Origin of the sequence: Paenibacillus lutimineralis (genome assembly GCF_003991425.1) — a bacterium.
Taxonomy (GTDB): domain Bacteria; phylum Bacillota; class Bacilli; order Paenibacillales; family Paenibacillaceae; genus Fontibacillus; species Fontibacillus lutimineralis.
The window spans coordinates 3341907-3362456 of sequence record NZ_CP034346.1 but is presented as its reverse complement, the minus strand read 5'-3'; the positions used below and the strand labels follow the sequence as shown (position 1 = coordinate 3362456).

At 43.9% G+C, this 20550-nt stretch carries 18 protein-coding genes; 15 read left to right on the top strand and 3 right to left on the bottom strand.

Translation table 11 applies throughout. The features are described 5' to 3' along the window. Positions 1-153: 153 nt before the first annotated feature. The 11 genes from EI981_RS14725 (at position 154) to EI981_RS14670 (ending at position 13642) form a co-directional block, all read left to right on the top strand. On the top strand, positions 154-1356 hold the full coding sequence (locus EI981_RS14725) for a bis-aminopropyl spermidine synthase family protein (RefSeq protein ID WP_126999349.1): 1203 nt from the start codon (positions 154-156) through the stop codon (positions 1354-1356). Next, positions 1337-1810 (top strand): GNAT family N-acetyltransferase, encoded by a 474-nt coding sequence (locus EI981_RS14720; protein ID WP_193556492.1) that lies wholly within the window; start codon positions 1337-1339, stop codon positions 1808-1810. The genes EI981_RS14725 and EI981_RS14720 overlap by 20 nt, the downstream gene beginning before the upstream one ends. Continuing rightward, entirely contained in the window at positions 1803-2837 is a 1035-nt protein-coding gene (locus EI981_RS14715; RefSeq protein WP_126999345.1) for an HAD-IIIC family phosphatase, read from the top strand. The genes EI981_RS14720 and EI981_RS14715 overlap by 8 nt, the downstream gene beginning before the upstream one ends. Further along, on the top strand, positions 2838-3092 hold the full coding sequence (locus EI981_RS14710; RefSeq protein WP_126999343.1) for an acyl carrier protein: 255 nt from the start codon (positions 2838-2840) through the stop codon (positions 3090-3092). It abuts the gene before it with no gap. A gap of 385 nt (positions 3093-3477) precedes the next feature. Further along, positions 3478-3852, top strand: coding sequence for a hypothetical protein (locus EI981_RS14700; protein WP_126999341.1), 375 nt, complete (start codon positions 3478-3480; stop codon positions 3850-3852). Positions 3853-4321: 469 nt separating this feature from the next. Then, positions 4322-5668 (top strand): efflux RND transporter periplasmic adaptor subunit, encoded by a 1347-nt coding sequence (locus EI981_RS14695; protein WP_162616183.1) that lies wholly within the window; start codon positions 4322-4324, stop codon positions 5666-5668. Further along, on the top strand, positions 5665-8790 hold the full coding sequence (locus EI981_RS14690; RefSeq protein ID WP_126999337.1) for an efflux RND transporter permease subunit: 3126 nt from the start codon (positions 5665-5667) through the stop codon (positions 8788-8790). Before EI981_RS14695 ends, EI981_RS14690 begins: the two co-directional genes overlap by 4 nt. Positions 8791-8880: 90 nt before the next feature. Continuing rightward, complete coding sequence (locus EI981_RS14685; RefSeq protein ID WP_126999335.1) at positions 8881-10359, top strand: TolC family protein; 1479 nt, start codon at positions 8881-8883, stop codon at positions 10357-10359. 211 nt (positions 10360-10570) lie between these two features. Beyond that, entirely contained in the window at positions 10571-11230 is a 660-nt protein-coding gene (locus EI981_RS14680; RefSeq protein ID WP_418789069.1) for a L,D-transpeptidase family protein, read from the top strand. A 138-nt stretch (positions 11231-11368) separates the two neighbouring features. Continuing rightward, positions 11369-12190 carry a DUF4097 family beta strand repeat-containing protein gene (locus tag EI981_RS14675; RefSeq protein ID WP_126999330.1) on the top strand — a complete coding sequence of 274 codons (822 nt, stop codon included), beginning with the start codon at positions 11369-11371 and terminating at the stop codon, positions 12188-12190. A 582-nt stretch (positions 12191-12772) separates the two neighbouring features. Next, positions 12773-13642 carry an aminoglycoside 6-adenylyltransferase gene (locus tag EI981_RS14670; protein ID WP_126999328.1) on the top strand — a complete coding sequence of 290 codons (870 nt, stop codon included), beginning with the start codon at positions 12773-12775 and terminating at the stop codon, positions 13640-13642. A 157-nt stretch (positions 13643-13799) separates the two neighbouring features. Here EI981_RS14670 and EI981_RS14665 read toward each other — a convergent pair whose 3' ends face one another. After that, positions 13800-14582: an SDR family NAD(P)-dependent oxidoreductase gene (locus tag EI981_RS14665; protein WP_126999326.1), complete on the bottom strand. Its 783-nt coding sequence runs from the start codon at positions 14580-14582 to the stop codon at positions 13800-13802. Positions 14583-14705: 123 nt separating this feature from the next. Between EI981_RS14665 and EI981_RS14660 the strand changes: the two genes are divergently transcribed. Next, positions 14706-15488, top strand: coding sequence for a LuxR C-terminal-related transcriptional regulator (locus EI981_RS14660; RefSeq protein WP_126999324.1), 783 nt, complete (start codon positions 14706-14708; stop codon positions 15486-15488). Between the two features lie 248 nt (positions 15489-15736). Here EI981_RS14660 and EI981_RS14655 read toward each other — a convergent pair whose 3' ends face one another. Continuing rightward, on the bottom strand, positions 15737-16426 hold the full coding sequence (locus tag EI981_RS14655; RefSeq protein ID WP_126999322.1) for a MerR family transcriptional regulator: 690 nt from the start codon (positions 16424-16426) through the stop codon (positions 15737-15739). 182 nt (positions 16427-16608) lie between these two features. Here EI981_RS14655 and EI981_RS29660 point away from each other — a divergent pair, with 182 nt between their 5' ends. The 3 genes from EI981_RS29660 (at position 16609) to EI981_RS14645 (ending at position 18023) form a co-directional block, all read left to right on the top strand. Then, positions 16609-16842, top strand: coding sequence for a hypothetical protein (locus tag EI981_RS29660; protein WP_227011435.1), 234 nt, complete (start codon positions 16609-16611; stop codon positions 16840-16842). Positions 16843-16989: 147 nt separating this feature from the next. Then, entirely contained in the window at positions 16990-17472 is a 483-nt protein-coding gene (locus EI981_RS29655; protein ID WP_227011434.1) for a GyrI-like domain-containing protein, read from the top strand. A gap of 2 nt (positions 17473-17474) precedes the next feature. After that, positions 17475-18023: a GyrI-like domain-containing protein gene (locus EI981_RS14645; protein ID WP_126999320.1), complete on the top strand. Its 549-nt coding sequence runs from the start codon at positions 17475-17477 to the stop codon at positions 18021-18023. A gap of 122 nt (positions 18024-18145) precedes the next feature. Here EI981_RS14645 and EI981_RS14640 read toward each other — a convergent pair whose 3' ends face one another. Further along, the gene (locus tag EI981_RS14640; protein ID WP_126999318.1) at positions 18146-20518 is read right to left on the bottom strand and encodes an ABC transporter ATP-binding protein/permease; all 2373 of its coding nucleotides are present in this window, start codon (positions 20516-20518) and stop codon (positions 18146-18148) included. Positions 20519-20550 lie beyond the last annotated feature (32 nt).

The window sequence follows — 20550 nt, the reverse complement described above, 5'->3', positions numbered from 1 at the left end:
GCACCTACAATCCGTGCTGTTTTCAGCGCGGTTTTTTGTTTTTTTACGGTGTTTATTTAGGCAGTGTTCAAAAAGGGCAGGGATGACGTATGTTCATTCCTGCCCTTTTTGTATTTTCATAATGGTAAAATAACAATTTTTAGGAGGGTTTGTGTGAAGACGTACATTGAACAAGCAAGTCAGAATACCCGGCTGCAGGAAGGGACGCAGGTGATCGAGCAGCTACTACTCGAATGCTACTTGAACCCGGGGATTTCAACGAAAGAGTTGGCACGTAAAACGCTGCTTCCAACCCCTGTGGCTGCGGCAATTAAACGGGAATTGATTAAAGCAGGGGCGCTCGTGCAGGAACGCGGCGTCCGTTGTACAACGGACGGACTCGCATCGATTGAACAGGAATGGGGATACCGAGGCTTGAATCATTCCCTTTATCACGAGCTGCTTGATGAGACAAAATGGATCGAGAGTCTGAAAGATACGCTGGCTATATTGGAGGAACTCTTGTCGCTGCGGCCTTCCGTGGACGTTCAGATTGATCAGTCCAAATGCACGCCGGAAACGAGCCTGCGCCGGGCTATCCTTTGTTTGAAGCAGCATGCATTGATTGGAAAGAAAATTTTATGTGTCGGCGATGATGACCTGGTGAGTGTGTCTATTGGTCTGCTGCTGCAGCGTTTGTTTCCAGATGGCGGACACACCGTTACGCATGTGGATGTTCTGGATATTGACGAAAGATTCTTAACGTACATTGAAACGATTGCAAAGGAGCGAGGACTGCCGATTCGGTGCCATCGGATGGATTTGAGGGAGCCGCTGCCGGAAAACCTGCACGGTCAGTATGATTGTTTCTTTACAGATCCGCCCTATACGCTTCAGGGAATGGGGTTGTTCGTATCACGCGGCATGCAGGCATTAAAGAGGGAGAGAGGGCTGCCGATTTTTCTGTCTTTTGCCCATAAATCGCCTGCGTTTATGCTTGCCATGCAACGGGAATTTGTTCGCATGGGGCTTACGGTCAGTGCTAATTTCCCGCAATTCAACGCCTATGAAGGCGCGGAAATGATCGCCAACCGGAGCCAGATGTTCATTCTGCGGACAACAGATCAGTCAAAACCGGAATATCCGGAGGTATTTACGGACGCCTTGTATACAGGCGAGGTGAAACAAACGCTTCGAACTTACCGTTGCAAGCAGTGCTCAAGAGATGTGTATGTTGGAATTAACGGGGAATTTGCGACCATAGAGCAGCTTAAGAATGAAGGATGCACGGGCTGCGGTCATGATACGTTTGAGTTGGTGGCCAAAAAATGGGTATCTCCAGAAAGGAATGACAAGCGTGATCATACGGCAGATTGAAGCTCATGATTTGACTGAGATAGCGAAATGGGAACGGGAGATTTCCAAGATCTCTTTTGGCGAGGAAGCCATTACGGACTTGTCTTTTCACTTGCACAAGCTGGAGAAAGCCATGATTCGCGAACGGTCTGGAATGCTGGTGTTGGACATTGACGGCTGCGCCGCGGGATGGATGTGGATGGGATTCAGGGTGAATTCCGTTACACAGGAGACTTATATGCAGTTCAGGAGTTTTTACATTAGCGAGCCTTTTCGCGGTACTGCAGGCGTAGACAAGCTATTTGAAGCGGGTATTTCATTCGCAAAACAAAAAGGAGTCCAAAGAATCGTGGGACATGTCCATGTTCATAATCTGCCGATGCGAACCCTGTATAAAAAATATGGCTTTATGCCGACACATTTGACGATGGAATATAGCGAATGCGGTATAGCGGGGGAGAAAGAACATGATTAAATGCTTGATATGGGATCTTGATGATACATTATGGCAGGGAACATTGTCTGAAGACGGGGATGTTAAGTTGCGTTCGGGCATCAGAGAGGTCTTGCGTACGCTTGATCATCGTGGGATTCTGCAGAGTATTGCCAGTCGAAACGATCCGTATCGGGCATCACAAAAGCTGGCGGAGCTTGGAATCGATCACTTTTTCCTATACCCGCAATTCGGCTGGGGGTCAAAAACGGACAGCGTTCGAAAAATCGCCCAAGAGATGAACATCAGCACCGATTCGCTTGCATTTATTGACGACAATCCGTATGAAAGGTATGAAGTAAGTACTTTCCTGCCTGACGTTTATGTGTACGAAGCCGGTGCCGCGGCGGAACTTCCCGAACTTCCCGAATTTCAGTTTGCCATCTCGGAGGAAAGCTCCAACCGCCGTCAACAAATGATGTCGCGATGGGAACGGAACACAGCTGAGCAGCGGTTTAGTGGTACGAGAGAGGAATTTCTGCACTCATGCGATATGAGATTATCCGTACGAGACGCACGAAACGGAGATTTATTGCGAATGTTCGAACTGGCGTCGCGTACGACCCAATTCAATAATCTTGTTCAGGCTCCATCGACGTCTGTCATCCAGTCTTATTTAGATTCGGAAGGAAAGTACATCTATGTCGGACAGATGAAGGACCGTTTTGGAGATCATGGGATCGTGGCGATGGCGATGGTGCATGTTCATGATTTGGCTGCAGAAATCGAGCTTTTTTGTATTTCCTGCCGTATGGAGGGGCGAGGTATCGGTACTGCTTTTTTGGGAGCTGTTTTGTCCCGGATTCATCAGGATTGGCCATGGTTGACTGAAGTAGTCTGTCGTTATCGGTCACAGAAACGGAATTGGCCTGCTCTACTATTGCTGCGACTGTTAGGTTTTAAACGCCGTTTGAAGGCGGTAGAGGAATCGATCTATACGTTGACGTTTCCCTATACTTATTCGGGGCCGGATTGGATTCATTTGGAAATGGAAAAGGAGTGTCATTAAATGATTGAACAAGGGGACCGCCGAGAATTGGAGCACAAGGTTGCTCAAATCGTGCAAACTCTATTAGGAAGCAAACAGGTGTCCATGGAAACAATCCTACTTGGGCAGCGAGGCATACTTGATTCGGTCACCGCTGTCGCGCTTATCGTTCAGTTGGAGCAGACGTTTGAAATCAGCATTGATGATGAAGATCTAACACTGGATAACTTGTCGAGTGTGGAGAATATTGTTTCTTTTCTGGAGAAAGTAATATAATTTGTTGATTTGCAGTACTTTCTCCAAAGAGCCTTGGAAAGATGCCTATGAGTCAAGAAAACAAGTTGTAGATTTCTTTGAACATTACATGAAAAACAATTATTTTATTGGTTACGTTTGAATATTTCATTGATCAACAGCCAATTGGAAAAGAGTTTTCATAAAAAACTCAGATAAAATTAAGGAAATTTTTATAGACTATGGCAGAAAAAGTAATGTATATTTATAACAACAGCCAGAATATCCCAATGACTCTAATATTGGGAGGTGTTCGGCAACCGACGACATTCAAATGGAAAGCGAATTTGGAACGTAAAGACCATCCGCCTGGTACAAAGAAAGTGTTTGTCGAGTTCACTCTATGAAAAAAGGAGCTTGAGATGGTATGAAAAGAAAAATCGTGTCTTTCGCTTTCTTGCTTGTCCTGTTGTTCAGTTTTGCTTCCACTAGTTTGGCGGCCTCGAGCGGACCGGGTTCAGGGAACGATACTTGGGCGCCAGTCCAAGCCCATGGCAATATTTATATCGAAGGCAACTTCATAAACTACGGGCAGATTAGCCTCGGGGTTAATTTTAAACTGTATCGGGTTACCCCGACTGGAGATGTGCTGGTAGGGAGTAATTCGACGGGTACTATTGCGGCCGGTCAATATGCACGTCTCAAGGTTGCTTTGGCTTCGAATCAACCCGACGGACAGTATAGACTTGTCTTAGACTCGCCGGGTGATTTCACCGTCGTTGCCTATCTGGGCTACAATTAAACGTTAAAACCTCCAAAGCCACTTTGCTCCTAACGGTGGCGATGGAGGTTTTTTTATTTCTCGGTTTTTCCGCCTATTATGCTCGGAAGGGAATAAATAACGTGGATAAAAGGGATCCCCCCATGTTCGCCTAGCTAACGGACATGGGGGGATTCTCTTTGTTGCTTGCATACGTTTAGCTGTGCTCGGTTAAATAGGAATAATTCCATTTTAATAGGGTCTTGTGTTGATCTATTTATCAATATGAATCAGTTGGACAATCGGATAGATCATTTCGCTTGACTCTAGGTCTGGCCTAAGGACTAATATGAACACATCTATAATTCAACTTTCGGTGCAAACAGTTCGGGCGAGGTTTAGTACTAAGCATTTACTTGGTATTTAGAGGCACGAAAGTTGAGTTGGATGTTAAATAAATAGAATGTATAGAGGAGAGGGTAGAGGCGTGCGTAGACGGGGGATAGCAGCGATGCTATTAATTTTATGTAGTGTGGCAGCTGTAGCATGCTCGAATACAAAGACACAGGGCAACGTAGAAGAACAGGCCACGCAAGGAAGAGTGGTAGGCGTTGACACGATAAGCAAGCAGCCGCTGACGACGAATTATACGCTGTCAGGCACATTGGCGCCTGTGAGCGAGATGTCTGCGGCCTTCGAGGTTCCCGGACGAATCGTGGAGTCCAATGTTCAGATCGGGGACGTCGTTAAGAAGGGGGATGTGCTTGCCAAGCTGGATACTTATCAATATCGTCTTCAATTGGATGAGGCAATTCAGGGTGTTGAGCAGGCCAAGGCCGCGCTGGATAGCGCCGAAGCATCCATCCGTGCGTCTACTGCGCAAGTAAAAAGTGCTGAAGCGAATTTGCTAGAAATAAAGAAAGGCGCACGGAAGCAGCAGCGAGAGAGAATGAAGAACGCGCTGACTTTGGCCCAGGCCGCATACGAGAAAGCTCAAATTGATGCTGAACGCTCACAAAGTCTGTATGAGCAAGGATTGGTGTCCCAAAGTGATAACGAGAATGCTCAATTAGCGCTGACGAGCGCCCAGAATGCAGTCGAAGATGCGGAATCTGCTGTATCCGAAATGCAAGAAGGCGCAACGAAAGAGCAGATTCAGGCGGCATCCGGAGTGTTGGATGAAGCGAATTCAGGCAAATTGGTGAGCATTGCGGCCAAGAAGCAGGCGTCTGCTGCCTATAACGCTGCGCTTGCTGCGCAGCGGCAAGCTGAATTGGCCTTGTCCAAGACTACACTAATATCACGATTTGACGGGGTCGTATTGGCGAAGGCATTCAATAATGGAGAATTGGCTGCGGAAGGCCAGCCTGTGTATACGTTAGGTAAAGTGGATGAATTGAAGGTGCTGCTTCCTTTGCCAGATAATGAGGCGAAGCAGTGGGAGAAAGGCTCCGTAGTCGATATCAGTCTGTATGATCAGGTAACGAAAGGAACCGTCGAGAAAATTTATCCGCTTACGAATGCGGCAACTGGAACGATTAACGGTGAAATTGTCATAAATAACGTGAAGCTGGGCTGGTCTCCTGGGCAAGTAGTCAAGGTTGGACTGCATCAATCTGGCCGGGAAGTCATTCTGGTTCCAGTGGAGGCCGTAATCAGTGATGGCGATAAGCCTTTTGTTTATAAGCTAGAAAAAGGGATAGCGGTAAAAACGATTGTTCAATTAGGAGGGAACATGGTGAACAATCAGTTGGAAATAAGCGGCGGCCTGAAAGTAGGCGAGCAAATTGTTACCCAAGGCGCCGACATGCTGTTTGACGGCGATAAAATTCAAGCCGCTGAAGGAGCAGCCCAATGATCGAATACTTGGTTAAGAAACGAAAAATTACACTTTTATTTTTTATCATGGCCATGATAGTCGGGGCTTTCAGCTTTGCTGGACTCCCTCAGCAGGAAATGCCTGATATCGTTATCAAATATGCGACGATTACAACGATCTACCCTGGAGCTTCCGCCCAAAAAATAGAGCAGACGGTAACAAAAATCGTCGAGCAGAAAGTGAAGGAAATTCAAGGAATTAAGGAGATTGTTTCCACTTCATCCGAAGGCTATTCTTCTATCGTCATCAAAGCGAAAGATGAGGCGAATACGAAAGACGTATGGGACAAATTGCGCAAAAACGTGCAGGATGTGAGAGGGGAATTGCCGGAAGGAGCACAAACACCGGTAGTTAATGACGACCTGGCGAGTTCCTTTATTGGTTCATATGCCGTCACTGCCGAGAGCAAGGAAGACCTATACAAACTCAATGAGCTGATAATGGATTGGAGAGATCAGCTGCGGGCGATTCCTGGCGTAGCCAAGGTAGATCTGAAAGGAATTCCGAAGCAAGAAATTCATGTTAGCATCGATAGCAGTAAACTGCAGCAGTATCAAATTAGCTGGGAACAAGTATTAATGGCGGTAGAGGGAGAGAAAGAGCGGGTTCCTACGGGAGGTATTAACTTCAATAAGAGGAGCTATCAGTTGATTGTCGAGGATGTCGATCATCTTGACATTTTGAACAAACTGCTTGTGACGAGGTCACAAGCCGGGGCTCCTGTCTATTTGAAGGATATCGCCATGATAGAGTTCACTCACGCCAAGTCGGAGTATTTTCCCTATTATAATGGCAAACCCGTTGTGACGATCGGGATCGGTGCTGAAACGGGCAGCGACGTGCCGACGATGAACAAGCTCGTCAATGAAAAGCTCGAACAGTTGAAGAAAAGTCTTCCGTCCCATGCCAAGTTTATTACCCTGTTTGCACAAAAAGATCGGGTCGATGAAATATTTACCAGCCTTACGAAGGAAACACTTATCGCTATCGCGGCTGTTATTGTGATATGCATGCTCGGAATGAGTTTGCTTACAGCCTCCTTTGTAGCCCTTGCTATTCCGATTTCGATAGCAATCGGTTTAATTTTTTTGCCAGCTCTAAATGTTACGCTTAATGAAATTTCTGTAATTGGGCTGATTATCGTGCTCGGAATATTGGTTGATGATGCAGTCGTCGTCAATGACAATATTGAACGGCGGCTGACAGATCTGGGGGAAGATCCGCGCACGGCGGCGGTTCAAGGGACGAAGGAAGTTGCGATTTCCATATTGACGGCCACGTTGGCGACAATTTCTGCCTTTGCTCCATTGATATTTTTGAAGGGAGACATCGGCGCATTTATTAAACCAATTCCTATCGTCATCTCCTTGACGATGCTGGCATCAATGGTGATGTCATTGACGATCATTCCGATTTTCCGAGAATGGTATGAGAACCGTAGACAACACCGAGCGACCTCGACCCGTTCCAAGCCTGGTTTATTAAGTAATCAAATCGAAGCGTTGGGGCGTATATATTCCGGAAAATTGATGAGTAGAGTGATAAAACGTCCGTTAATCATAGGTTTGTCCGGCTTATTGATCGGGACAGCAGCCTATTTCTTAGTGTTGTTCGTTCCCGTTGAGCTGTTCCCGGAATCTGAACGTCCGGAGTTTACAATTAGTGTCAGAACGCCGACAGGAACTTCGCTGCAAGAAACGGATCGGATGGTCAGCCAGGTGGCTGTTTGGGTAGGAAAGCAGAAGGAAGTAGATGTATTTTCATACAGTGCTGGCGGCGATGCTCCGCAATTGTTTTATGATATAGATGAGGATTCTACCGGACATTTCTCGCCGACAACAGGACATTTAATGGTGAGATTGAAAAAAGAAGGAACTGATCTCGGCACAACAATTCGGGAATGGGATGAAAAATTTAAAAAAGAGTATCCTGGAGCATCCATAACGGTCAAAACACCTTCGTTGGGTATCGCTGTAGGCAAGCCGGTTTCCATACGTATTGCGGGAGAGAACATGGAACAATTGCAGAAACTGGCGCAGCAAGTGAAAGGGATGATCGTGAACACGAGCGGGACCCACAATGTGAAAGACGATATGGGTATCGAACAATACGGACTGGAGTTAGATATCAACAAGCAGGCTATGAATCAATATATGGTGTCGTATGCGAATCTAACACGTACATTACTGCTTGCAAGTGACGGTATTACAACCAGTCAATACAATACAGGGAAAAATCTTATAAGTATCAGGTTGTTTGTAGAAAAAGGAGTTCAAGATCCGAACGAGCTCTTCCATCACCTCAATGTGACGAACGCAGCAGGACAGCAAATTCCGTTGTCACAGCTGGCTGAGCTCAAGCCGGCCTTCTCGGTTCAGCAAATTAAACATTATAATTTGGCGCGTACGATTACGGTGGATGCCGATGTGAAAGGGCGCACAGCGACAGAAGTGATGGAGGAAATTACCGGGAAGCTTAATGGTATTTCTTTTCCGGAAGGTTACAGCTGGGCTATTGGCGGTGAAACATCAGAACAGGATAAAATATTTACAGAGTTGGGCGGATTGGCTGTCATCGTTGTTTTTCTCATTCTGATGTTGATTACGATGCAATTTTACTCGATCTCAATTCCGATCATCATAATGACTACTGTTTATTTGGCAGCGGCAGGAGGAATTATCGGTATCTTTATTACGGGAGTACCGATGGGCTTTATGAGTGTGATGGGGATTATTGCTTTGGCAGGTATCGTAGTGCGCAACGGAATTGTACTGATAGAGTTCATTGAAGACGCACGGCATGAAGGGATCGAGTTGGAGGAGGCGGTCATTCATGCTACCGCAGCACGCTTCCGCCCTATTCTGCTCACTTCATTGACAGCAATTGTAGGCATGATTCCGATCGCGCTCATCGGCGATATTCTTTTCCGTCCGATGGCGAATACGATTATTTTTGGTCTTATTTTCTCTACCATACTGACCTTGTTCGTCGTTCCATCCTTGTATCTGGTCACGGCGCGCTATAAGGTGAAGCGGCTGCAGCGTAAACAGGAACGGCTATTCAGGAAAGAAGACAGCAGCCAGCAAAATTTTTCAGTATAAACAAGTTTGCAGGGCGGGGGTGGTCATCATTCGTCTGTCCCTCGCCTTATTTTCATATATTAACTTTGTTACGTCGAGGAGGACAGTTTGATGTACAAAAATGCAGTTATTGCGTCATTAGTGCTCGTACTGCTTGCAAGTTCGACTGCAACGGTGTGGGCTGACAGCGGCACGATTCAGGGCACAATATCATCCAGCAACAACGCGGTGCAAGGCGAAGTAGTAACGGATGGTAGTTCAGCTCAGGATAAAGCATCGACAAACAGCATTCCATCTCAACCTGTGATGTCGCCAGGGGAGCAGGCAACTACGGGTAAAAGTTTACCTGCTTCTTTTGTGGCGTCACGTCAGTTAGCTGCGATCACGCGCCTGAATCTGTCTGAAGTGCAGTCGAGGGCCGTAAATGATTCATTTAATTTGGCATTGCTGCAAATAAAGCTTCATGCTCTAGAGTTCAAGCGATCTGATCTCAAGACTCAGGCTAACAGGATTAGTACAAATCAGACGATAGATTCTTATACGCTGCCGGACACACCAGAGAAGATATTGGAGAATGTGAATTATCAAATTCCACCGGACGCTGCTCCGGAGGATTTGTTTTGGCTCGGTCCGATCATAGAGTCGAATAGCGTTATAAATGGCTTGATGAGTGGCGTAAAAGAAATCATTAACGGGATGAACGATCTAATGAAATCCCAACGGGATGAATTGGAAATCGCCGTCAAACAGTTGGAGATGGATGGATGGAATACGGAGCTTGATCTCGAAGAGGCCAAGGAAGGAATTAAGCTGCAGATGACTGGCCAATACGTGCACTTGCTATCCTTGCAAGAACAGATGAAGCTGCATGAAGAAGCGCTGCAACTGTTGAATAAAGAGCAACACCGTCTGCAGGCGCTGCAAGAGCAGGGGGTAGCTACGGCGGACGATAGCCGGGGGCTGCAGTTGGAAATATCCAAGCAGATGGGAGAATTGGAGATTCAGCGTACCAACTATCGCCTGGCCTTGTTCCAGCTCTGCTTCGATTTAGGTATCCGCTACGATCCGGATATTATTTTGGAGGATGTTGCGCTGGATAAAGTTACGTCACCCAACCGCAAAGCTACCGAGGAAATATTGGCTAGATCATACGAAATGAAGCGGAAGTGGAATGAGTTAAAACAGGCTTCATGGGAGCATGGCAACACGAGTACATCCACTTCCCATGGAAAAAGCTATCTGAGTACAAATGTGCAGCTTGCGACCAAGCAGACAGAACAGGCCAATGCGCAGTTGACCAAACATATTAACGCTACTTACGCCGAGGCAGATAATGCCTATAAGCAGTATAAGACTGCGCAATTGGAGGCGAAAGATACAGCCGCCGATTATGATGCATTGCAGCGCCGCTTTCAATTGGGGATCGTGCCGTACCATGATCTGAATCAATCCAGCTATCTGCGGCAGCAGGCCGACACGAAAGTCATATTGTTTCGGCTGCAATATTTCGCCATCATAAGCAAGGTGGAGGCAATGGAAAGAGGCTTCATTCTCGTAGGCGGTACGGAAGCGGCAGTTGCTGAACAATAATTGAAATCTATAGACAAATTAATTATGGACATATTATGCCTGATAAAACAGGCTTTTTTTATTTTATGTAGGCAAATACATGTTACTGAGGACTTTTCAAAACCTATTTGTTAATCTAAATGTTTACATGAATTCCAGACTTCTGGTCAAGCTAACGGAAAAATTACATAGGAGAATGGCAATGATTAAATACCGATCTCAAGTTTTGAGCATGCTGGTCATTTTATTTTTCATCCAAACATTCATGCCGATACATATCCATGCGAATCCGTCGCTTCCGATCGTCAAAGATAACGGTCCTATTACGATTGAAGTATACCCGCAACGACATCAGCTTGTCGTTTATTTAGACCAAATTCCTTACAAAACCTTCCCGGTAGCAGTCGGCAATCCTTCCACGCCAACTCCCGTCGGAGAATATATTGTTACTTATAAAGGAAAAAATTGGGGCCCGTCATTTGGTTCCCGTTGGATTGGCTTGAACGTGCCTTGGGGGACATATGGAATCCACGGCACCAACAAGCCTTACTCCATCGGCCAACATGCCAGCCATGGCTGTATTCGAATGAGAAATCGGGATGTCGAGAAATTATACGAATTGATTCCTGTCGGAACGAAAGTAACCATATTCGGCCATGTGCTTGGCGAAGCAAATCAAGAACCGAGATTGATAAGTGAAGGGGACGTCGGTGCTGACGTTCAGCTCGTTCAAAACAGATTGCAAAACGCAGGATATTTTCACGGTCAATGTGATGGAAGGTTCAGATCTTCCACGACAATAGCGCTTAAAAAATTTCAACGTCAGAACGGTCTTATCCCGAATGGCGTCGTTACTCTGAAAGTGTACGAAAAGTTCGGTCTGTTAGAATGAAATTAGGCCCATACCCTTATCGAAACAACAGTTCCTTGACTTTGGTCCAGGTCGAAGATCAGCCGCTGGACTGTATTAGCGAATACGAACGATAGGTAAACTATAGAAAGAATAAGTTACGGAACAGGTGGAGATAAAATGAAAACGAATAAAAAATGGGTAGGTATATTGGCACTTGTCATAGCGGTTGTAGGGTTGACCGGCTGCGCGAATCCGGTTACGTCACTGACGGGTAGCCTGGAAAAATCCGTCATTGGAGAAGGCTCAGGTGCGGGAGAACTTGTCTCTAAGGAGCAAAAGACGTTCGAGGCAACTGCATTTGACAGCGTACATATTAGCGCGCAGGCGATGGCGATTGTCGTGACGAGAAGCTCCGGCAACAATGCCGAGGTAGAGCTTCTCGCGGATAAAGCGATCAGTAGCCAGTTTACTTTTGACGCTTCCGTGAAGGCGAAGGTTTTGAATGTTAAAGTTGAAGAAAATGGAAAGAAATTTAATCTATCGGATGATCAAAGAGGAGAGAGAAAACTGCTAATCTCCTTGCCGGACAAATTATATGAGCAAGTGACGATCAAAAACAATTTCGGACGCATCGAGGCGGCCGATCTGAATGCGAACGGTGTGAAAATCGATTTGGACGCGGGAGAAATTCGAATGAGCCGAGTTTTGGGAACTATGAACCTGGAGGCGAAATCAGGTGCAATCTTCGTGGATGGCATTAGGCTCGAGAAAGATTTGACGGCAAAGACAGATGTCGGGGAAATCGCTATTCATTTGAGAGAGTCGCCCAGGAACGCCGAAATCAGTTTGAAAAGCGAAATCGGCAACGTCAGGGCCGATTTAGACGATATTCAGTTTGACGCGAATGCGTCAAACAAAAAAACGGGCGCGATCGGCTCGAAAGGGCCTCGCCTGAACGCATCCACCAACGTCGGATCGATTGAAGTCGACGCGAATTAACCGCCCGAGCGAAAAGCAAATGAGAGTCCAAAGGGAGATCATCACAGCATCAAATCTAAGCGATATTGATAGGTAAAGGTGATTTCATCAAAAAAGAAACTTAAACGAGGGAGACCTAATGCTATTACAATAAAGCATTTGTGTCTTTAGTCAAACGGCAATGTCGAAGGACAAGATGTCGGGTGACAAAAACATAATAACATTAGAAGCCGCTAATCATGCGGCTTTTTATTTTTTATGATATCAAGTTCTTGTCAAAAACGATGACAAGAACTTTGTTACATTCCCGATATGATCTCATTGGCAGCAGGCAAGTTGAAGAGATGCTATTTTGTTAAACTAACGGGCAGTTTAATTCTTTCTGTTTTTAGTGAAAGGCTTATCCAGACGTAAGACTGAATCACTATCTATTTTGTGATAAAATACAACTTATTAGTTATGGAGAAGGAGGACAATAATTGATGAAGACGCTGTTCGATAAATTATAACGATTTCCCAGAATAGAGTCTTGTTTCATTCGAATTCGCGGACCACCTTCCTTAATTGGACTAATGAAATAAAAATATTGGAGGTTGGAACAAGATGAGAAGCGAACAAGAAATGATGGATTTGATATTGGACTTTGCAGGTAATGACGAGCGAGTCCGGGCGGTCGGGATGAACGGATCACGAACGAATCCGAACGTTCCGAAAGATATGTTTAAGGATTATGATATTGTGTTTATGGTTACAGACATGGATTCTTTGATTATGGACAAAAATTGGATGGACTGCTTCGGAGGCCGGATCATTATGCAAACGCCGGAAGACATGGATTTGTTCCCGCCCGAGTTGGATGGCAACTTCTCTTATCTAATGTTGTTTTCTGATGGCAACCGTATAGACCTTACCCTTTGTCCAATCGAGAAAAAAGATAACTGGAATAACAGCGACAAACTTTCCATTGTACTGTTGGATAAAGATCAATCTCTACCGAATCTCCCGGCGCCATCTGATGAAGATTATTGGTTGAGGCGTCCGTCAGCCGCTTTTTACGCAGATTGCTGCAACGAGTTTTGGTGGATTTCGACCTATGTGGCTAAAGGCTTGTGGAGACAAGAAATTACTTACGCAATGGACCACTTGAACATGAATTTAAGACCGATGCTGATCAAGATGCTTGAGTGGAAGGTTGGCATCGACACCAATTTCTCTCTCAGCACCGGGAAAAATGGAAAGTACTTGGAAAAGTACCTGTCAAAGCAGAACTGGCTGGCATTAATGTCCACTTATCCGGAGGGGACATATGAAGGTGTGTGGCGTGCCTTGTTTGCCTTGCTGGATTTATTTCGCAGCACGTCCAAAGAGGTTGCGGAACGGTTGAATTACTATTACCCGTACGATGATGACAGAAACGTCACTGCATACTTGATGCGGGTGCAACGATTGGAGCCGGGAGCCAACTCAATTTAATCATTTATTTTTTTGAAATAAGCCAAAACCAGTCAAGCATACTTGTTTGCTTGGCTGGTTTTTATATGGCGGTGTAATTCCTTGAGCCTCTAACGAATCGGGTGTTTGGCATCGTATGATGTTATTAAATATAGCGATGGAAAACACGGTGTTTTACTTAAATGGTAGCGCCACCATCAACGGCAAATGACTGTGCAGTAATATTATTGGCAAGATCACTACATAAGAAAAGAGCCATGTTTGCAATATCTACTGGTTCTTGTGGGCGCTTGAGTGGAATCATGTCGGTAAAACTTGCAAATACCTTTGTTCTTGTCTCTTCGTCATCTCCAGCCATTGCATCAAGCTGTTTCTCCCACATTTCGGTTCTAACAACGCCAGGGAGAATGGCATTAATATTAATATTTGATTCTGCGACTTCTCTGGCTAATGCGGCAGTCAGAGCCATTACACCAGCCTTTGCAGAAGCATAAATACTTGATGCTGGAGTAGCCATTTTTGCAGCAATGGAAGAGAGATTTACAATTTTTCCTGATTTACGTGGCACCATATAAGCAAGAGCTGCCTTACAGCCATGAATAGTACCTTTCAAGTCGATGTCAACGACAAGATCTATTTCGTTGGTAGTAAACTCTTGGATCGGTTTCATGATACCAATACCTGCGTTATTGATCATGAAATCAAGTTTGCCCAACTCTTTAGTTGTAGTTTCGATAAGTTTGGTGAAGGATTCTGAATCCCGAGTGTCAATCGGGAACGCAATGGATTTACGGCCCATGCTCTTAATTTCCTCAGCAGTTTTTAATGCGTTTTCTATATTAAGATCGGCGACAACCACGTCTGCTCCTGCTTGTGCAAATCTTAGAGCGATGGCTTTTCCAAGACCGCTTGCTGAGCCAGTTACAATAGCTACTTTATTATTCATATTAATCTCAATCATTCTATTAACCTACCTTTCATTAAATTGCTTCTAGCATAGATTAAAGACTAAGAAGCATCATCGGAAATATTACCTATATTATGTTATATTATTCACAAGCGATAAAGGAGATGTGGGTGCATAATGGAACATATTACAATCGAAGACTATCAGATGATCCTTGATTTGTGTTTTATGATGAATCACTATAACGAACAGTATCGCCAGAGCATACTGGAAATTCTGGCCGGACGATTAGGCTCAGGGTATCACCATCTTACATTCCTTACGCTTGATCAGCACGATAAACTAGGAGATCCTGTTGGAATTAATAAAGTACAGAGCTTGTGTGATAGTTATACCAATGTATACGATCGTTTTGATATATTTAGCGATGTATGTAAACCCGGGAAGAGGACTACCGGAGTAATGTCGATTGAAGATATTATGAGTTTGCATGAGTATGAGCAAACCACTTACTATAATGATTTTCTCCGTAAAGAAAACCTTTATTACGAGTTGGCAGTTCCACTTTGCTACAATAATAGGCTTGTTGGGGGCCTTGGTCTCTTTAGAGAGAAAAAAGAGGGGGATTTTACACCGCGTGATAAGGAGATAGTTAGCCTATTCTCCCGACATCTGGCCTTAAGTTATCACAATTCGTTAAAAGCTCAAGAATTTAATTCTGACCGAGGGCGATTGGCGAAAAGATGTCAGAAAGAAAACCTTCTTTTAAAACTGACATTGACGGAGAGGGAAATTGTTTCTCTTGTAGAAAAAGGATTGACGAACCGAGAAATTGCTAAACAAAATAACATCAGTTTTCATACTGTAAAAGCTCATTTAGATCATATTTATAACAAACTAGAAGTGCATAGCCGAACAGAAATGCTTCATCGAATTAACAGCAATGGAATAAAGGCTTAAAATCTTAATAGCAAAACTCAGCAGATGGATTAAATGTGGTTTGGAAAATCCCGTTAAGATTTGCGATAAAATCATCACTCTGGAAAGTCTAGTTTTGATCAATTCAACCTACAAGATAGATACTCGAAAAATAAATGTAGTGGGGGGTTTTGCAGGAGGAAATCTAGGTATGCTCGCTGAATATAGCATGGGGGATGAAACACTACCGCCGTAAACGAATGTTCCTGGTGTAACTATAAACGCTGTGATTAACATATAAGGTCAGGCGGATATGACAGTTCCATTCTGACAACCCAAGTAAGGCAGCTGTTCAGCAGAAACAGCTGCCTTTTTCGTTCCTCGTAATGGACAAGCTCCTCCAGGTACTGCGTGTCGTTCATAAGCACTTGCAGTTCGTTCCAAGCTACGGTCTGCCCAGCCGTTACTTTGACTTCATTGATAATATATTTATTGAACAAATATAAAAAGGTATCCTGCCATTCGACCGGCAACTGACCGAGCGCCTGTATTTCTTCTATTTTACTGGATATAAACCGGTTTCGCTTATCGGCATTCATGGATAAAGAGTCGACCAGTTCATTCATGTAATGCAGGGAAGTTCCTGTTGAATCATGCTCTTTGGCTTGGCGCAGGATTGAAATCATATTGGTTAGAGTACTGACCTGAGTCTCCAGCGCTTCAATCTGCCAGTCGAGTGCTGTAGAGAGCTGAATCTCTCCAGCCATTACTTGGCGGATCTCGTCAATGCCGAAATCCAGATAGCGCAGCGTTGTGATCAGCCGCAGACGGGAAATATCTTCAGGTGTATATAACCGATGCCCGCCTTCGCTGTGGCTCGATGGTTTCAATAGAGCGATGTCGTCATAATAACGAACGGTTTTAACGGTTGTGCCCAGCAGCTTGGCCACTTCGCCGATGGTTTTGGTATCTTTACGCAAGTGATCGCCCCTTCGGTTGGAATCATACGATGTTTGAAATTAATTGTACTGAAAGGAATGACGATTTCCAATTTGCGAAACAGATAAGTGCAAGCGTAAACTTTCTTTTGCATATTTTGTACAACAACTGCAAAGCAGCAGTTTATTTTTCTGCTAGACTTTATATGGAAGGAGGACCATTAATGGATTGGCTTGATCGAATGAATGCAGCAATTAACTATATCGAGGACAACCTGACTGGTGAAATTGATTATAAGCTAGCTGCAAAAGCAGCTTGTTGCCCGGATTCTCATTTCCAACGAATGTTTGCGTTTATTTCAGAGGTGACGCTTTCTGAATACATCAGAAGAAGACGGCTGACACTTGCTGCTTTTGAGCTGCAGCAAAGCAACAAAAGCGTAATTGAAATTGCATAAACATATGGTTATAAATCCCATGCTTCATTTACGCGAGCATTTCGTGAACTTCACGGGATTTCACCAACATCAACTCGTAAATCAGGTGTAAAACTGAAGGCTTATCCACGTATGTCTTTCCACATTTCGATTGCGGGGAGAACAGAAATGAACTACAGAATTGAAAAAAAACCTGGGTTTTCAACTGCAGGTTTCAAAAATTGCGTGAATAATGATCATGCGTTCAATTCCATACCTAAGATCTGGCAAGAAGCACGACAGAATGGCATTGGTGACAAACTACTTGGTTTAATGGGTGAAAACTCTGAAAAAGTACCTAAAGGCATACTGGGTATTTTATCCGGAGGTGACTGGGGTAAAAATGATGCTTTCTTCTATTACTTGGCTGTTCCATATGAAAAAGAAACTCCTGCGGATATGGAAAAGCTGAATTTCCCTAAAAGTCAATGGGTCATATTTGAAGCCCAAAATCCTGCCGATCTCATAAGCGCTTGGAAGCGTCTGTATACGGATTGGGTTCCTACATCAGATTATGTACTGGCAGACTTACCAGCAGTTGAATGCTATTATCCTCCAGGACACCATCCTCAAAATGAACTATGGATTCCTATTACTTCGAAAGGAAGATGACAATGGCCAAATTGAAAAAAATTGAATTTGTTGATTTTGGTCCGTACAAGATGGTTGGAAAAGAAATTAGAACCAAGATTGAAAACTTTAATCCTATTTACCCATCAAAATATCCAACAATTCCATCGTTGTGGAAACAATGCTTTTCCAACGGCACATTTGATATTCTTGAAAACATGACTGAATATTGTCCTGCCGAAACGCCGAATGGTTATGAGGGGTACATAAGAGATTTCAATAAAGAGGATGAAACCTTTACTTACGTTGCCGGCTTTTTAATGAAAGCTAATACACCTGTTCCCGATGGGTATGCAGCATATGATATACCAGCTTGCACCATTGCAAAAACATGGATTGAGGGCGAAGAGCATGATATTTACCCAAATGCACATCAACTGATGATGGAAGCCATTCATCGAAATGGATATGAAGTAGATTGGCAAAATTACTTTTCATGTGAAGTTTATACTGATCAAAGATTTGGAATCCCCCAAAAACGTGGACAAAAAGTACTGATACTTGATTTTTATATGCCGATTAAGCAAAGGTAAGAGTAGAGTTCAAATAACTCAAACATCATTATTGGGCGCTTTAGTTGAATAAAAGGAGGACACATATAGTCAAAATATGTGTCCTCCTTTATTTGTGCTAGGTAAGCGGCCTTTAAAGAATGCTATTCGCTTCGAAGTGCAACAACTGGATCTTTCTTTGCAGCCATTCTTGATGGAATAAATCCTGCAATTAAGGTCAGTATCATACTTCCCGCAACCAGCACTGCTGCATGAAGCGGGTTAAGGTTTGCAACTCCAGAGATTCCTGCCAGATTAGATATAATGGTATTGATCGGTATTTCAAGCAGATATGAAAGACCTACCCCAATCATTCCTGCCGTGAATCCTATAATTAGCGTTTCCGCATTAAATAGCCTTGAAATGTCTTTTTTACGTGCACCCACACTGCGAAGGATGCCGATTTCTTTGGTGCGCTCAATTACCGAAACATACGTTATGATACCGATCATAATTGTGGAAACCAAGAGAGAAATAGCAGCAAATCCGGTCAAAACATAAGTTACGGTATCAAGTAGTGTTCCTGTTATGGAAGAAATCATTTCCGCCATATCAGAATAAATCAGTTTATTATCGTCTGATTTATCATCATTGTATTGATCAAGGTATTCCTTTACCTTGTCTTTGCTATCGTAAACTTTTGGATAAATATTGATACCCGTTGGAGTGGTATCAGCTCCAAGCATTATCAATGCATTATCCTTCGCCTTATTGTCTAAAGGAGTGCCAAGCATAACATCCTTATCCGAATCTTTTTGGACAGTTGCAATTTCGCTCTTTTGCGCATCTTCAACTACATCTGCGGTGAGAGCCGTGGTATATGCAATCCCCGGTGACAAATAGCTGCTTGACACATCTTCTTTGGAACGCAGAATGCCGGTAATTGTGAGTTTTGTTCCGGTATCACTGTCATACAGTTTTTCATAATCTGTAGGCGCAGCCGCAGTGAATAAATCGCCATTCCTAGTATAGTAATCATCATTCGGTATTACTTTTAAAATTGTTTTGCCAATAAAATCGGTCAGCTTATAATTTTCGGTATCCTCAGTAATACCAAGTTTCTCAAAAAACGCTTTGTCAATGCGGTTATATTTATCAACAACTAAAACGACTTCGTTTTTTCCTGCAGGCATCCTGCCTCCTTCACCAATTAAATCATATTGAGATAAAACAAAGTCATTATTTTCAGGAAGCTCCTGCAAGTAGGTGCTGTTGTTACCCATCATCATTCCCATACCGCTTGGAGCTGAAGTTGTTTCAAACTTTACGGCTGTGCCTTGTCCTTTTGCCAATAAATTGATGTTTACTCCGTGCCTATAGGAAATGTTGTTGACTGCATTAGGTAATTCAGTTTCCAGTTTTCCGATATAATTAAGGTAATCTTCGGTAATGATATTGCTATGCTTTGTACTGTTTTTCTCACTGTCATAGGAGTACATAACGTTATCCTTCGGATATTCTGTATATCCTGCAGCATCATTATTTCCTTCAAGACCACCAGGACCACGTTCGGTCAAATCTATGATTTGCTCGCCTGTGCCGATGGTGATGGGAAAGCTGCTCAGTGTATCAGACTGCATACTGTTCATATAGGTAGACAGTCCGTTAGAAAGAGCCAAGACAAGCGCAACACCGATAATGCCAATGCTTCCTGCAAATGCCGTAATAAGCGTTCTGCCGCGTTTTGTCAGTAGATTTTTAAAGGAAAGCGCCGTTGCTGTTATCAGTGACATGGAGGTTTTCTTAAACTTCTGTTCCTTGGCTGTTTGTTGGGATGCTTTTTCTGTTTCAGCTTCCGCAATTGGATTACTGTCCGACTGAACTTCACCGTCTAAAAAACGGATAATTCTGTCTGAATATTCCTCTGCTAGTTCACCGTTATGTGTCACCATGATCACAAGACGGGTTTTGGCTACCTCCTTTAAAATATCCATGACTTGAATACTGGTATGACTGTCAAGTGCTCCGGTCGGCTCATCCGCAAGGATAATATCGGGGTCGTTCACAAGCGCCCTTGCTATGGCAACACGCTGCATTTGACCGCCAGACAATTGATTCGGCTTCTTGTTCAAATGCTCTGCAAGCCCGACTTCTGTTAAAGCCTGCTTCGCCCGTTGTTTTCTTTCCGAAGTGGATACGCCAGATAGAGTCATAGCGATTTCAACATTTTGCAATACCGTTTGATGTCCGATTAGATTATAGCTTTGAAATACAAAGCCTATAGAACGGTTACGGTAAGCATCCCAGTCACTGTTCTTGAATTCTTTTGTGGACAAGCCGTTTATAACTAAATCGCCACTATCATAACGGTCTAAACCGCCAATAATATTAAGAAGTGTGGTTTTACCGCAGCCTGATGGACCGAGTATGGAAACAAGTTCGTTTTCACGAAATCCAAGTGATATACCTTTTAAGGCTGTAACGACTTCGCCACTGTTATATGTTTTTTTTATTTTCTCCAGTTTGAGTTTCTGCATAAACATTCCTCCATTTTTTTGTGCGCACCAAT